This window comes from Parabacteroides sp. KHUB-01, assembly GCF_056640935.1.
On the sequence record NZ_CM153256.1, the window covers coordinates 1,426,423 to 1,442,038 of the forward strand.

Here is a 15,616-nt window from a genome sequence, read left to right on the forward strand (position 1 = left end):
ATAATGCAAAGATAATCATATTTTTTTAATTGGCGAATTTTACAAAAAAAACGGGCTATTAAATGGCGATTTTTACAACCACAATCTTATGGAAGTTGTTTCATTGTTTTTAGTAATGATATATGTTCATACTATGATGACTCAATAATTTACCAGACATACGTTTCTGAAATTTGTCCTTATAGGAATGAAAAACTCACATATATTGTGCTAATTAATATATAATTAAATGAAAATAAAAAGACAGGATACGAGTATTCCTGTCTTCTCATATGTAATGGATATTTTTTTATTTTCTCATCCGCTCCAACTCCTCATCACGCAACATTCTCTCGTTCAGTTTTTCCTGCATCCTGTCAATGAAATAGGTGCGGCTTTCGTTCTTCCGGCGTTTGATATCAGTGTAGAAGCGGTAGCAGTCTTTAGAATCAACCCCGAATATCTTATAGAGAAGTGGGGCGAGCTGTTTGAGCGGCATATTGCCGTTGTTGATGCAGCCCATCACGTCTATGCCGTAGATAAGTTCCACGAGGTCGATGGCATTGCCCGTCCATTGAAGAAGGCTGGCGGTGGTTTCTGTTGCGTTGTTGGCGGATATTAGTGGTGGCACTTGGGGCGTGGCAAGGAATTTCTGCATCTTTCTTACGAAAGACAGAGCCTTGCTGACGTAGGCGGCAATCTCTCTTTTTTCTTCTGACAGATTACGTACGGGATGGTGCTGCAACTCGATTTCGATGTAGGCAAGCGCGATGACGGTAAGGTTCATGTCCATGCCGCCGTTGCACAGTTCGATCACTTGGGTGGCGAAAGCCGTGTATGCCGTTTCCATATTGCAGTCGCCGGCTTCGTTTATCAGGCGGAAAAAGTCGGTTTCCGCCAGCAAGAAATAATTCATGGTTCTGTCAATTTTGAAAATTACACTTTGTTTTCTGCGTGCGCACATGAATATAATTGGCAAAAAACGCGGCAGAAAATAAAAAATCCAACACTCAATTTTACAAAGTGCTGGATTTCAGAGGTATAAAATTCAGTATTTTTTCACAAGGACAAATTATCCCCGACTTAAATTGTTTGTAATCGGAACATTTATTCTATTCCTGAAAATAGAAATGTATGCTTGCCGCACATTTTGGCTATCTTGCTTTTTTATCAAGGATATAGATAATGCGACATACACCGTTGGGATAGCTTTTCAAAGAGGAAAGCGTCCAGTGTTGCTCTGGCAGAGCCGACTTAAAAAAATGTCGTCCGCTTCCGGATATGAAAGGAACGGTGTATAGTATGATTTCATCCACAGCGTGCATCCGCAGCAGTCCGTTTATATAGTCTGCCGTGTCCGGTGTGGCTTCCGCGAGGTAACGGATGTTTGTGCAGTCTTTTCTCCATTCGTGCAGCATTGAAATGGAATAGTCCGGTGTCACACGGTAAAAGGCTTTCTTCCTGATTTCATCAAGACCGCAACGGTCAAGGCACAAATCCTGATGTGCTTTATCATATAACTCTGAAGAAAGACATCCGTCCATCGTCAGTACGGCGAGAATCTGAACTTTACCCATAATCGTTTCCTTTCGTTAGGCAAGGGTAAAAAAGTAGCGTGCAATTCACACTACCTTCAAGCGATGGCTCTGGTAAAGCCTTTACGGAGAGTACGTGAATGCACGCTATGCGTAAGCATAGCATAAGCATCACGCAATCGTCTCCGTAGTTCCAATTTACCAGATTTTCGCTTGAAACGCCTTGCGGTCTTATCCTATATGTTGGCGGCGAAAAGCTCCTGCCAATCGCCGTTTTTCTCAAATGTTATGCAAAGATAGCCAAATTCAGTGAATTACGGGCTATGATTGCTTGAATTTATATTTAAGTCCATACTCTTCAAGTTTGCTGTATAGTGTTGTCCTGCCTATGCCGAGCAGTTCTGCGGCGACACTCCGGTTGCCGTTTGCCTGTTTCAACGCACGCAATATCCGCTCCTTATCCTCCGCGTCATTGCGCAAGGCGAAGCTGACAGTAGAGGTCGGTTTCGTCACGGCAAGTTCCAGATGCTCTTTCATGACAACACCTTCCTGCGCCTGCAATACAGCACCCATAACTTTCTGCCGAAGTTCCCGCACGTTGCCCGGCCATGCGTGTGTCAGCAACGCTTTACGTGCTTCGGAACTGAACCCGCTCACGCTACACTCCAGCTCTCTGTTTGCCATATCACGGAAGAACTCTGCCAGCGGCATAATGTCTTCTTGACAGTCACGCAACGGAGGAACGGTTATCCCGAAGTCGTGCAGGCGGTACAGAAGATCCTGCCGAAAACGCTTTTCATTCACCGATACCTCCAAATCTTCATTGGTAGCAGCGATGATGCGGACATTGAAATTCCGGTCTGCCTTGTCTCCGACCGGGCGATACCGCCTCTCCTGTATGGCACGGAGCAACATCTGTTGGGTTTCCAACGCGAGGTTTCCTACCTCGTCCAGAAACAACGTGCCGCCTTCCGCCTCATGGAAATATCCTTTCTTGGCATTGTCCGCACCTGTAAATGCACCTTTGACGTGTCCGAAGAAAGCCGACGGTGCAAGCTCTTTGGAGAGTGAACCGCAGTCCACCGCCACAAATGGCTTGCCTGCACGTTTGCTCTTGTCATGCAACAGGTGGGCAATATGCTCCTTGCCCGTGCCGTTCTCACCAAATATCATCACGCTCATATCGGTGGCGGCTACCAGCCTTATGCGGTGCATGATTTTCTGAAAGGCGGAACCTTCACGGGCGAATATAGGCATACGGCGTTGTCCTGCCTGACGTTCTTTCAGTATGGAACGGATCAGGGGGACAAGTTTATCCTCCACAAGCTGTTTGGGAATATAGTCTATCGAGCCGAGTTTCATGCTTTCCACGGCGGTATTAACTTCGGCGTAGTCGGTCATAATGATGAAGGGCTGCATCTTTCCCTCCTTTCGCATCCAGCACAAAAGGTCTATGCCACTGCCGTCAGGCAGACGCAGGTCGGCAACCACGATATCATTATCTGTTGCCTGTTGCAGATGTTTCTTCGCGGTTGAGAGGTGGTAAGCCTTCATATTGCGGTAGCCCTCCCGTGACAGCATATTGCAGACATATTCGCAATACACGATGTTGTCTTCCACCACAATTATTTTTGTCTTATTCATCTTCGTATTTTCTCCTTTCCTCTTCTGCCAACCGTATTATTTCCACTCCCTTATCCAGCACGGCAGTCACGGCATGGCTTAACGCTTCACCATCCGGGAGAGCATCGCCACGAAGCAATCCGTAAAGTACATTCAGCGGTTGGTCGGCACGGAGCACCTCCCACGAACTGCGCAGGTGGTGGATCAGGGAATCCAGCTTTTGCAGGTCTTTTTCTTTTGCTGCATCCCGTACCGCCTGCATTTCCTTTTCTGTTTCAGTTATCAACTTTTCCAGCATGACGGCTTCATTGCCATAGGACAATAAGGCGGAAAAGTCCGGTTTCCCGTCCGGTGTCGCTTTTATGGCACACCTGTCGGAAACCTCCATCAGTTCCGATATGGAGAACGGTTTGAACAGGCATCCGGCAAAGCCTTTTGCCAATAGTTCCCCTTTGTTACAACTGCCCGAAGCGGTTGCCACAACCACCGGGATTGTTGGTGAATTGCCCACGTTGGACGAACGCAACAGTTCCAGCAATTCGAAACCGTTTATATCGGGCATATTCAAGTCTGTCAGCAACAGGCTGTATTCTTTCTGGCGTATCATTTCCATCAGTGCCGCAGCATCGGTGCAAGTGTCGCAGTGTATTCCTTCTTGGGAATACATCTCTTTCAGCATCAGAAGTAATACCTCATCATTGTCAATGGCGACAACATCATGGAATTTATTGTTATGATAAACAGGTGTATTGCTTGTATATCCAAGCTGTTCTTCAGCTTCCTGCATAGAAATTTCAACTGTGAAACGACTGCCTTTCCCTTTCTTGCTGTCTAAACGGATTGTTCCGCCAAGCATCGACACAATATTACGCATTATGGCAAGCCCAAGCCCGAAACCCTCCTTTGCGGCGGCATTTGATAGACGTTCAAACGCACCGAACGCTTGTTTCTGTTCCTCTTCTGTCATGCCTGTACCTGTATCTTCAACGACCAGTGTCAGAACTCCATTATCATATTCAGTAATCAAAGAAACACCGCCTTCTTCTGTGAACTTGACAGCGTTTGACAGCAGGTTATTCCCGATTTGTATTATTCGCTCTTTGTCGGTCAATACAATGGCATCGTGTCCAGTCTTCACGGACAAGGACAGCCCTTTGTTCACGGCAACAGGCATGAACTCCGTTTCAAGTGTGTGCGTGATTGCTGAAATCCGGCAGGGTGACAGACGGGGCTGTTCCTTGCCGTTGTCCAGGCGGAAGAAGTCAAGCAAAGTGTTAAGCATATCCCGCATACGGTCGGAGGATTGCAGTATGTTTTGGATATACTGCCCGGACTTATCCTCACACTGTTCTTTCCGTATCAGTCCGGCATAGCCTGTTATTGCTGTCAGCGGTGTGCGCAGTTCATGGGTGATAGTATGTACCGCCTTCTTCCTTGACGTTATCAGTGCCTCGTTCCGTTGTACGGATTGTTCCAGTTGCCTTATCAAATCAGTTGTCTTGTGCTTGTATTGTTTAATGCTTTTTGCATCACGATGTATGATGATGTAGGAAATTAACAACAATAGAAGAACGAATCCCATTAAACCGCCTACTTGCATAAATGACTTTTCACGCATGGCAACTATTTCGTTTTCCCGGCTTTGCAGTTCGGTTTGTACCTTTTCTTCTATTTGGCAAATCAATTCTTGCAGTTGTCTGTTAAGTTCTGCATTACGAGCTGCAAGGCTGTCGGCTTGTTCCGACAATTGGCGATCCTGCACTTTCTGTTCGCTGATTACGTTTCTATTGACCGAATGAAGGATAGTGGTTGATACTGCTGGAGTTACTTCCTTTTTTTTGCCGAATATGCCTAAGAAACCTTTTCGTTTTGGCTTTTTGGACTGTTCCTGCACACTTTTCTGTACAATAACCGGAATTTGATTGGCTATCTTCTTGTTAATAGATTGTTGTTCATCCATTAACCGGACTATCTGGAACATCTGTCGTTCCTTATCCTCTAAAAGACTGCGCACACTATCGATGCGCTCTGCTGGATAGGTGGCCTTGAAACGGCAGAGCATACTGTCCATTGCCATACGCCGTGCATGGTAATGCTCGATATCTTTATCGTTCCATTCCAGTATTGTTTCACCCAATAGAGAAAATTTTATCATTTGAATATTGATATTGTTTATTTCTTTTCGGAGCTCGTCTATTTTTTTATTGCCAAGTTCTAATGCTTCTATCTCCTGCCATTCATAGAGGCTATTATATGCCATACATCCGATAAGAATGGAGATAAGTATATATCCCAACCGTATTGCCTTATAGAAATTTCCTGACCGCTCCATTATTTTAATGACATTGATTTTTGGAACATGAATAAAAGTTTATCTTTTTCGTTCATGCGGATATTATCAGAATAACCGTCTTTTGTTATTTGATACCCACATGGCTTAACCATAAAAATGCCTAAGCCCTTAGTGTACGAACTTACTTCTGAGGCATAGTCTTTACTTGTATTTAATGGAACTTTCCCTTTAATATGACACCACTCATTATTACAACTGATGTCTTCAATCTCAGACATCAGTTTTTGCAAATCTGTAATAGCTTTGGAACTCGCTACTTGGGGTATCTGCAACTCAAAACAGAGCATCGGTTCGAGAATGTCCACACCTGACTGTTGCAAAGCCAGCCTGAAGACATAAGGGGTCAGCTGTCTGAAATCAGCAGGTGTACTTACCGGGCTATAATACTCGGCTTGAGTAAAAGTTACTTTCAGATCTGTCACTTCCCATCCATGTAAACCAGATTGGCAAGACATACGAATCCCTTCAAAAACGGCATTTTGAAAAGAATGGTTCAGATAACCATAGGAGATGTCACTTTCGATTTGCAACCCTGCCCCTAACGGTAAGGGTTCAAGAGTCAGCCCTATTGTGGCCCAGTAAGGGTTGGGTGGTACTTCGATCTGAATAATCTTATTGACCTTTTTTATAGGTCGTTCTTTGTAGATAGTCTTGATCTCATCAAAATGGACCTTTACGGAAAATCGTTCTTCCAGCAATGTCTGTATGATTTCCTTTTGGGTCAAACCATATAACGAGATTTCCAATTCATCACTATATGAGTTTATGGAAAAGGACAAAGACGGGTCTTCAATCCACAATGTATTCAGAGCGGATATCACCTTGCTTCTCTCTTCGGGCTTATTTGGCCGGACGGAGGATTTGAGAGCGGGATGCTGATGAGATAATCCTTGAATCAAACAAGGTTTAGCACCTAAATAATCTCCGATTCGAAAATCTTCTATATCTTCTACAATCGCGATATCATTGGCACCCACTTCATCAACATTTATCTCTCTGCCCTGATAAATAGTCTTTAGATTTTTAATCTTGATGAATTTTTCCGAATCGTTGATTCTTACAACGTCTCGAAGTCTCAGACTTCCGTCAATTATTTTAAGAAAACTTCTTTTATGCCCTTTGGGGTCATGCTCTATCTTATAGAGATAAGCTGAAAGTCTGTTTGAGACTGATGCCGGAGGAAGTATAAAAGAAGAAATGGCGTCCAACAACTCATTGATACCGATATTGAACATTGCTGATCCATGTAGCACCGGATAGACTTTGGCTTTTGCCACAAGAGCGATTATCGTATTCCAATAATCAGCCGGTGAAATTTCGCTATCCGCCAAATATCGTTCTAATATATCGTCGTCATGGTTGCATACAAATTCTTTGTATTCTTCCTTTATATATGTTTGGGAGCAAACCGGATAAACCGATCCATCGACAACAGTTTGCATAAACAGGACATCTTGCGACAGATTTGTTTTTATATCCATATACAAACGCTCCAAATTCACACCGGCACGGTCAATCTTATTGATAAATATAATTGTCGGGATTTGCAGCTTTTGTAAAGTACTGAACAGCAACTTTGTCTGCGCTTGTATGCCTTCCTTTGCGGATAAGATGAGGACTGCTCCATCAAGCATTTTGAATGTCCGCTCCACTTCCGCAATAAAATCCATGTGTCCCGGAGTGTCAATGATATTGCATTTCACTCCATTCCAGATAATAGATGTCGTAGAAGCCCGGACAGTAATTCCTCTACGTTTCTCTATATCCATAGAGTCCGTTATGGTGTCACCATTATCCACACGGCCGCACTTTTCCGTTGCTCCACTGGCAAACAGCAGATTCTCGGTTACGGAAGTTTTTCCTGCATCAATGTGAGCAAGAATTCCTAAATTTATAATATTCATTTGGATTAAGCAATAATATACTACAGTAGATGCATTGTCGAAACGCACCTTTTAATACCTCCTCGTAGCATATGAGAACTACAGGATTACTAACTCGTATTAATATGTATATTATTACTGCCGCATAACGATTACAAAATTACACAAAAAAATATATCTAACAAAAGTGGGAGGATTTTTTAACTTTTTACCATAGACATTTTATTAGGGAAGCGTAGGTTCAACTGGCAAGTACAAATAAGTAGAAATGTTTGAACAACACCGTTTTAGGAAGTTGAAAAATCAAGTTTCTCTCTCGGTATAGCGTTTATTTTGGCCAATATCTTCTTTAGTTTAGCATTTGTGTATTTCCCATTCGTGTTCTATTTAGCTCCTTATTATGAGTATGTAGCAAGTTACTTATCAAATTCAGCCTCTTTGAGGGTCAAATATGGTTTTGCAAATGGTGACTGACAAGACATAAACAAGGTCAGCAGGAATTTTTTACATAAATGGACATGAATGTATATAACCTAAAATAAGAATAAATTTTAATAAGGGCTGCCCAAAAAGAAAAAAATGCAGTTGCCATCCTATAGATACTTGCAGAAAGGATAAAATTTACTTTTAGACCTTTTGGGATAGCCCTTATTAATACTTCAGATAAAATTCCTTAGGTTATATTTTCAATCCTTTGGACCGGGTTTCCTCCTTGGCATACAGTCCCGGACGCCCGATTATGACATGGTTGGCAACGATACTATCCGCCGGACTGCGTATCTGCGGCGGTGCATTTTCGGGATATTGCGCCTGCCTGTTCCTCACATCTTCCGCTTCCGGCTTGAGCTGTTGCCCTTCATTCTCCTTTTCTGCGACTTCGGGCGTGGGTGGCGCAAGCTCCAGCTGAATTTTTCGGTCAAGGGCGGCAAGTTCGGACTTCAACTGCTTCAGCTCGTCCTCCTTCTTCCACACCTTACCCGCTATCTCCTGTAACTGCGGTATCTCCATCTCCAGCACCTCGTTCTTCGCCTTGTACTGGTCGATGATGGAGGGTATCCTCTCCATCGCGTTGAGGAAGTTGCGGGCGGCGGCCAACGGGTCAGCCATCGCCAGATGCCCGTTGTTGTAGGTGTACTTGTAGTTCCCCTCGACCACGAAGCGGTTGTCGGTGAACTCCAATCCCTCTTTGAGTATCCTTTCGCTCACCACCTTTATCGGAAAACCGTAAAGTTCACCGACCTGCGTGTACAACCCTCCGGTCGTGGCATTCTTGGCTATCTCCTGCAAACGCTTTCCGATGACCTTCTCATCGGCGGAATCCACTCCGTCCACCTTTATTATATTAAGGCGGTTGCCCTCCTTGTCGGTCTGCACCACCGACAGGAAGCGGTTCCAGTCCTCCGTCATGGCATCTATGAAAGCCGTGTTGTTGCGCAACTCGCCGGTCTTTGACTCCAGCTTGAACTCCGAATCACGCTTGCCCTTGTTGAACGACTTGCGTTCCCCTTCGAGCGATGCGATCCGCTTTTCCAGTTTCGCCTTGTCCAACAGGTCGGTATTGCCGGAGAGCAACGCCATGTATTCCGAGAAATTCATGCCCGATTTTTCGTCCATTGCCCCCTCGTCGATGGTACGCGCACCCATCGCACCGCTTTTGAGCTGGCTTATGAAAGTCTGCTTGCAGTGCAGGAGGTTGAACTTGTAGCTGTCCAGTGACTTCTCCACCGCGTAGATGATTACATCCACGTTGTTCCCGGCGAAATGTTTGGCAATCTCATTACCTGCCCTAACTCCGCGTCCGTCACGCTGTTGCAAGTCGGACGGTCGCCACGGCGTATCGAGATGATGGATAGCCACACACCGTTTCTGGGCGTTCACACCCGTTCCGAGCATAGAGGTAGAGCCGAACAGCACACGCACCGTCCCGGCGTTCATGGCGTCTATCACCGCCTTCCGCGCCTTGTCGGTCTTGCACTCCTGAATGAAGCGCACCTCGCTTGGCGGTATACCGTAGTCCTCCGTCAGTTTGCGCTTGATTTCCGAATAGACGTTCCACCCGTCGCCCGGCTGGTATGTCCCCAAATCAGAGAAAACGAACTGCGTGCCTTTCTGGGCGTCGTATTTTTGATAATACTCCGCGATCATCTTGGCACAGTGACTCGCTTTGTTGTCGGGATGATCTTCGTAATTCGGGTCTATCATGCGCATGTCGAGTGCCATTTTCCGGGCATAGTCCGTGGCGATGAGCATCTTCGCCTTTTCTTCCGTTTCCGAAAGCGGCAGCCTGCCCAACAAGGTGGCATCGCCCGTCTTGGCGAACTGCATCAGTTTCTGTATGAAGTCCTCCTGTTCCGGCGTGGGCGGTATATGGTGCAGTATCTCGTTCTTGGCAGGACGGTCAACGCCCACATCCTCCGCCGTGCGGTAGTCCGTGATTTCATTATAGAAGGCGGCAAGCTCCGGCACTTTGATGAAGTAGCGGAAACGCTCCTTCTGGACCACATTGTTCGTCACGTTAAATTCAAAATCCGTCGTCTTCTTGGCAAATATCGCCGCCCAAGCGTCGAAACACCTTATGTCCTGCCGTTCCAGCTCCTTCGGGCGCAGGTACTTGAACAGCAGGTACAATTCAGTCAGTGAGTTGCTGATAGTCGTGCCGGAGAGGAAGGTCGCACCCAAGTCTTTTCCTGTGCGCTCCTGTATGGTGCGTATGGCAAAGAGCATGTTAAGTGCCTTCTGGCTTCCCTCGCTGTTTCCCAATCCCGCCACACGGTCGTGGCGCGTGTTGAAAGTCAGATTCTTGAACTGGTGGCTCTCATCTATGAAGATGTGGTCGATGCCCATCTGCTTGAAATCCACCACGTCGTCCGTGCGTGACTTTATGGCGTGTTCCACCTTCTCCAGCTTCGCTTCAAGGTTGTGCTTGCGCTTCTCCAATCCTTTCAGCATCGCCCGCGACACGTTCTTTCCCTGCTGCCGTAGCACTTCGAGGTTTTCCTCCACCGTGTCAAGCTCTGCTTGCAGGATGCGCTGCTGCAATTCCGGCGACTGCGGTATCTTGCCGAACTGGTCGTGCGACATGATGACGCAATCGTAGTCGTTGTTCTTTATATTATTGAAGAAGCGCACACGGTTGGCGGTCGAAAAGTCCTTCTCCGAAGCGTACAGAATACGTGCGTTGGGATATGCCGCCTGATAGGTGGCTGCAATCTCCGCAACGTTGGCTTTCAGCCCGATAATCATCGGCTTGTGTGCCAAATTCAGACGCTTCATCTCATGCGCGGCGATGCACATTATCAGCGTCTTACCGGTTCCCACCTCGTGGTCGCAAATTCCGCCGCCGTTCTGTTTCAACATCCAGACGCAATCCATCTGTGAGGGATAGACGCTCTTGATACCCCGGCTTGCCAGCCCTTTCAGGTTGAGGTCGGGAAAGGTCTGATGGGAGCTGGAAAATATAAAGTCACTTGACCCACTATTATAAAAATCACCTGACCCACCTTTATAACCGAAACTGACCCACTTAGATTATAATAAAAATTGACCCTATAGAATTACCACATTTCAGTCTTGTTTTTGTACTTTAAAAAGCATTTTAACCCGGTATCATTAACCGAATAAAAATTTTAAAGAATGAAAATAAGAATCAAGCACATACTGCGGTGCTACCAGTCAGGAATGAGTATCCGTAGTATCAGTTCTTCTCTTCTGATTTCACGTAATACAGTAAACGGTATATCCGAATATACGAGGATATGGGTATAGAGCTGGAACGCCTGTTGAAAATGGACGAGCATCATCTGCATGAACTTTTCGGTACGGAGACTGACAACGAATCAACAGGATCTGCAGAGTATAAGTATCTTCAAGAACATATACCTGAGTACATTAAACGACTTAAATCCCGTGGAACAACAAGAAGGTCCTTGTATGAGGAGTATCTGAGAAACCGTCCCCAAGGTTACAGTTATTGTTCATTCTGCCTGTATCTCAGACGTGAAAGGGAGGTAAAAATACCGGTTGGACGCATAGATCATATAGCTGGTGATCAGATGTATGTGGATTTTGCCGGTGACAAACTTTATATTTCAGACAGGAATACGGGTGATAAGGTTCCCGTAGAAGTCTTTGCTGCGATACTTCCATGCAGTCAGATTACTTATTACGAGGCTGTACCATCGCAAAAGAAAGAATATCTTATCCAGGCATGTGAAAATGCTTTCCATTATTTTGGAGGTGTACCAAATGCCATAGTTCCCGACAACCTCAAATCTGCCGTAACAAGGCCCGGTGGAATAGAGCCTGTAATAAATGATGACTTTGCGGCATTTGCAGACCATTATGGTTGTGTTGTCTTTCCGGCAAGAGTGCGCAAACCCAAAGACAAGGCTTTGGTTGAAAATGCTGTAAGACTGCTTTACAGGGAGGTATATTCAAAGATGACAGGATTGAAATTCAATGATATTGAAGCCTTGAACATAGAAATAATGAAACATACTGACGCATTGAACAGCCGAAAGATGTACAACCGCAGCTACAGCCGTAGGGAGCGTTTCCTCGAGGTCGAGAAAGACAGGCTACATATATTGCCGGCAACAAGATTTATATCAAAAAACCGGAAAACGGCAACTGTCATGAAAAACAGTTATGTATCGCTTAACAATCACTATTACAGTGTTCCTAAAGAGTATATAGGCGATGCTGTAGAATTACTGTATGATGGGGACACAGTGGAGATATATCATAAATTCAGACACATAACGACACATCGCAGGGATGATACACCTTTCACTTATTCAGAAAAACCTTCCCATAAACTTCCCGGAGTACTACATGAATACAGAATCAGAATGGATGATATATACCGCAAGGCACGTGAAATAGACCCGGTAGTGGAAGAGTATATAAAGTTGGTGGCTGTTGCCAAAAAATATCCTGTTCAGGCTATACGTTCAGCTGATGGTATATTATGTCTTGTGGAATGTTTCGGACACGACAGAGTGGTTCTTGCATGCCAGATAGCAATGGAATCCTGCATGTTCGGGTTCAACGAACTTGAAAGCCTTCTGGTAAACAGGGAAGATGAAAAGTATCATATACAAATGGAGGGGCTTGCTCCTGAACTTACCCCTAAACACAGAAATCTCAGAGGTAAGGATTATTTTAACTCTAAAAATATGGATAAAAATGACAAGTAATAATAAAACAAACAGAACTGTCGGAAAAAATATGGACAGAATAATGGAGTTACTCTCCAAATTACGTTTTTACGGTATGCTTGAAACATACAGGAATGACTGCAGGACAACATCCTCTGATGGTATGACAAACGATGAGTTCCTGAAATGGCTTCTTGAAAGCGAGTATGATTACAGACGCAATGTAAGCATTGAGCGACTGATAAGATCTGCAAACTTCAGATATAAGGCATATATGGAAAAAATAGACTATACAATAAAACGGAACCTTGACCGGAACCAGCTCGAGAGACTTGCTTCTCTTGATTTTATAAGAGACGGACAGAATATTTTTATCACAGGAAGCTCCGGAACAGGTAAAAGCTATATAGCTTCAGCAATAGGATATGAAGCATGCAAAAATGGAGTCAGAACTTTATACTCCAATGCGTCAAAGCTTATGGGACAGCTTAAAATGGCCAAAAACAAGGGAACTATAGAATCTGAGATGAAAAAAATTGAAAAGTGTTCACTGCTTATTTTAGACGATCTCTTTCTTATAGGACTGGATGCCAGGGAAAGGTCAATACTTATGGAAATAATAGAAGACAGACACGGAATAAAATCAATCATAATAACATCACAACTTCCAGTTGAAAGCTGGTATGATGCAATTGGAGATCCTACTTTAGCTGATGCAATCCTGGACAGAATTGTACATACGGCACACAAAATTGAACTAACGGGAGATTCTGTAAGAAAGATTAATGCTAAAAAGAAGTAGTATCTGCTATAAAGAATTATAATTGAAACTGACCCGGGTTAAAATGCATTTTTCTCTACTTAATTCTAATATTTTTTTGATGGGTCAATTTAGAGTATAATAGTGGGTCAAGTGACTTTATATTTTCCAGTTCTATTACAAGCCAGAGGAGGTGAAGCGGCTGATACCGCTTGTCGGCACGCTCTATCCGCACGGCAGATGATTTGATTTATTCACCCACTGAATCCGAAGTTATGATGAACGAGAACAACGATGTTTTTACGATGGAAGACGAGCCGATAGCCTCTGTGGTGCAGGATATGCGCAAAGGCTCGAAATGGCTGTCCGCATTTCTGGAAAGCTACCGTCCTCCGCTGGACGGGGAACGTTACCTGACGGACGGCGAGGTGTCGGAACTGCTCCGTGTGAGCCGGCGCACCTTGCAGGAATACCGCAACAACCGCGTGTTGCCCTTCATACTTTTGGGAGGGAAGGTGCTTTACCCGGAAACGGGGCTGCGCGGGGTACTGGAAGCGAACTACCGCAAGCCGCTGGAGTGAGGCGGTTTCATGAAAAAGTAAACGGGTGACACCTTTTGTGGTGCTACCCGTTTACTTGTCTTATGGGGTATGTGCAATCAGCAATACCCGGCTTTTCCGTTCTGTATGAACATCACGTATGTCTGCCGTTTCTCTTGTGAGAGTGCCTTTCCCACCAGCCATGTGCGGAACAGGTGGGTGTTGTAGGTATTCACCCTGAAAGCGACCGGGATGATGATTTCAAGGGCGTACACGTCCGCGTGCAGCCCGTTTTCAAGCTGCATGTAGCGGCACACCTCGTAGTCGTTCAGCACGTCCGACTTGCGGACGGCTCTGATGGCGGCGTTCACTGCCGGGACGGTCGTATGGAACAATCCGGCTATTTCGGTGGCGGTCATCCACACGTCGTTACCGGTTACGCTGACTGCCTTGTCCTCGATGATGATTGTGTCACGTTTCATGGCTTTTCTTTTTAGATGGTGCAACCTGCAAATTCCTCGACGCCGTTCAATCTTGCGGCAAGGTTCTCCATGTCCTGATTGAGCTTCTCTTTGGTTATCTTTGCGTAAATCTGCGTCGTCTTTATGCTCTTGTGTCCGAGCATGGAGCTGACCGTTTCGATGGGAACACCGTTGGAGAGGAATATCGTCGTGGCTGCCGTGTGGCGGCTCTGATGCCACGTGATATGCTTGGTGATGCCGCAACGCTTGGCGACGGCACGGATACCGGCAAGGCACGTGTTATAATGCGGAACGGGAAATATCCTGCCGTCCCCGCACAGTCCCCGGTATTTGCCGATTATGCGGTTGGCGATGTCGAGCAGGCGGATGTTGGACACCACGCCCGTTTTCTGGCGGTTGATGTTTATCCACTCGTGTTCGTCGAAGTAGGTGCGGATATTCTCTTCCGTAAGGTTGCGCATATCCGCGAACGACAGCCCCGTGAAGGCGCAGAACAGGTAGAGGTCGCGGTACAATTCCTGTTTGGCGTTTTTCAGTTTCCCCTCCATCAGCAGGCGGATCTCATCTTTGGTCAGGAAACTGCGTGTTGTTTCCTCCTTCTTGATTTCATACTCGCGGAACGGGTCGCGCGTCAGCCACTCGTTGTTGATGGCGATGAATACCATCGTCCGTAACGGGCAGACGTACAGCCACACGGTATTGGTGCAGCAGTGCTTGTCCGTGCGCAGGAACATCTCGAAGTCGGAGATGAAAGCCGGGGTAAGCTCTTTTAGGGCGATGTCCTTCACATGGTAGCGGATGTCGAGGAACTCTTGCATGTGCTTGTAAACGGTGCGGTACTTCAGCAGCGTGCCTTTGGCTTTCATGCCTGCCTCCACCTGCTTCTCGTAGTCCTCGTTGTGCTGGCGGAACACCTGCATCAGCGTGTGGTAGCGGTGTTCCAGTCCGAGAAAGGCGTTCTTCACCTTCTCCGCCGTGACGAAGTTGTCACGCTCCATGATTTCCTGATAATGCCTGTTGATGCGTACCCGCATCTTGTCAAGCATACGGTTCGTTTCGAGTGCCGCCGTGCTTCTGCCCGTGACACGTCCACCTTTGGTGTCCCACAGTTTCGGATCGACAGTCAGTTTGCAGCTGAACTGTGTCTGGCTGCCGTCCACCGTGATGCGTCCCATGACGGGAACTGTCCCGTCCTTTTTCACTACCTGACGCTTGAGGTAGTAGATTACTGAAAATGTACTCTTCATTGTCCTTAATTTTTGGGTTTCAAAATTAGTTGGTGAAGAGTCCGGTGTTGGTACGC

At 45.8% G+C, this 15,616-nt stretch carries 11 protein-coding genes and 2 pseudogenes; 5 read left to right on the forward strand and 8 right to left on the reverse strand.

What is annotated here, in order from left to right:
* Positions 1-289: 289 nt before the first annotated feature.
* The 6 genes and pseudogenes from ACYIAR_RS06455 to ACYIAR_RS06480 form a co-directional block, all read right to left on the reverse strand.
* Positions 290-895 carry an RteC domain-containing protein gene (locus ACYIAR_RS06455; protein ID WP_004304269.1) on the reverse strand — a complete coding sequence of 202 codons (606 nt, stop codon included), beginning with the start codon at positions 893-895 and terminating at the stop codon, positions 290-292.
* Positions 896-1,133: 238 nt separating this feature from the next.
* Positions 1,134-1,556, reverse strand: coding sequence for a dihydrofolate reductase family protein (locus tag ACYIAR_RS06460; RefSeq protein ID WP_004291474.1), 423 nt, complete (start codon positions 1,554-1,556; stop codon positions 1,134-1,136).
* Positions 1,557-1,835: 279 nt separating this feature from the next.
* Complete coding sequence (locus tag ACYIAR_RS06465) at positions 1,836-3,158, reverse strand: sigma-54-dependent transcriptional regulator (protein ID WP_004291471.1); 1,323 nt, start codon at positions 3,156-3,158, stop codon at positions 1,836-1,838.
* Positions 3,151-5,469, reverse strand: coding sequence for a hybrid sensor histidine kinase/response regulator (locus ACYIAR_RS06470; RefSeq protein ID WP_004291467.1), 2,319 nt, complete (start codon positions 5,467-5,469; stop codon positions 3,151-3,153). The genes ACYIAR_RS06465 and ACYIAR_RS06470 overlap by 8 nt, the downstream gene beginning before the upstream one ends.
* Positions 5,469-7,394, reverse strand: a complete 1,926-nt coding sequence (gene tet(Q), locus ACYIAR_RS06475) for a tetracycline resistance ribosomal protection protein Tet(Q) (protein ID WP_004291466.1) — start codon at positions 7,392-7,394, stop codon at positions 5,469-5,471. The genes ACYIAR_RS06470 and tet(Q) overlap by 1 nt, the downstream gene beginning before the upstream one ends.
* A 657-nt stretch (positions 7,395-8,051) precedes the next feature.
* Positions 8,052-10,823: pseudogene (locus tag ACYIAR_RS06480) on the reverse strand (helicase-related protein); the annotation flags it as partial.
* Positions 10,824-11,006: 183 nt separating this feature from the next.
* On the opposite strand from ACYIAR_RS06480, the gene ACYIAR_RS06485 reads away from it, so the two are divergent.
* From ACYIAR_RS06485 to ACYIAR_RS06505, 5 genes and pseudogenes are all read left to right on the forward strand, one after another.
* Positions 11,007-11,138, forward strand: a complete 132-nt coding sequence (locus ACYIAR_RS06485; RefSeq protein WP_480331704.1) for a hypothetical protein — start codon at positions 11,007-11,009, stop codon at positions 11,136-11,138.
* Positions 11,129-12,571, forward strand: coding sequence for an IS21 family transposase (istA, locus tag ACYIAR_RS06490; RefSeq protein ID WP_480332527.1), 1,443 nt, complete (start codon positions 11,129-11,131; stop codon positions 12,569-12,571). The genes ACYIAR_RS06485 and istA overlap by 10 nt, the downstream gene beginning before the upstream one ends.
* On the forward strand, positions 12,561-13,334 hold the full coding sequence (gene istB / locus ACYIAR_RS06495; RefSeq protein ID WP_480331376.1) for an IS21-like element helper ATPase IstB: 774 nt from the start codon (positions 12,561-12,563) through the stop codon (positions 13,332-13,334). Before istA ends, istB begins: the two co-directional genes overlap by 11 nt.
* 127 nt (positions 13,335-13,461) lie before the next feature.
* A pseudogene (locus tag ACYIAR_RS06500) lies at positions 13,462-13,536 on the forward strand (helix-turn-helix domain-containing protein); the annotation flags it as partial.
* 31 nt (positions 13,537-13,567) lie between these two features.
* The gene (locus ACYIAR_RS06505; protein ID WP_004291424.1) at positions 13,568-13,873 is read left to right on the forward strand and encodes a helix-turn-helix domain-containing protein; all 306 of its coding nucleotides are present in this window, start codon (positions 13,568-13,570) and stop codon (positions 13,871-13,873) included.
* 77 nt (positions 13,874-13,950) lie between these two features.
* Here the strand turns inward: ACYIAR_RS06505 and ACYIAR_RS06510 are convergent, their stop codons facing one another.
* Both ACYIAR_RS06510 and ACYIAR_RS06515 read right to left on the reverse strand, forming a co-directional pair.
* Complete coding sequence (locus tag ACYIAR_RS06510; RefSeq protein WP_004291423.1) at positions 13,951-14,313, reverse strand: hypothetical protein; 363 nt, start codon at positions 14,311-14,313, stop codon at positions 13,951-13,953.
* An 11-nt stretch (positions 14,314-14,324) separates the two neighbouring features.
* Positions 14,325-15,560 (reverse strand): site-specific integrase, encoded by a 1,236-nt coding sequence (locus tag ACYIAR_RS06515; RefSeq protein ID WP_004291422.1) that lies wholly within the window; start codon positions 15,558-15,560, stop codon positions 14,325-14,327.
* Between the last annotated feature and the right edge of the window lie 56 nt (positions 15,561-15,616).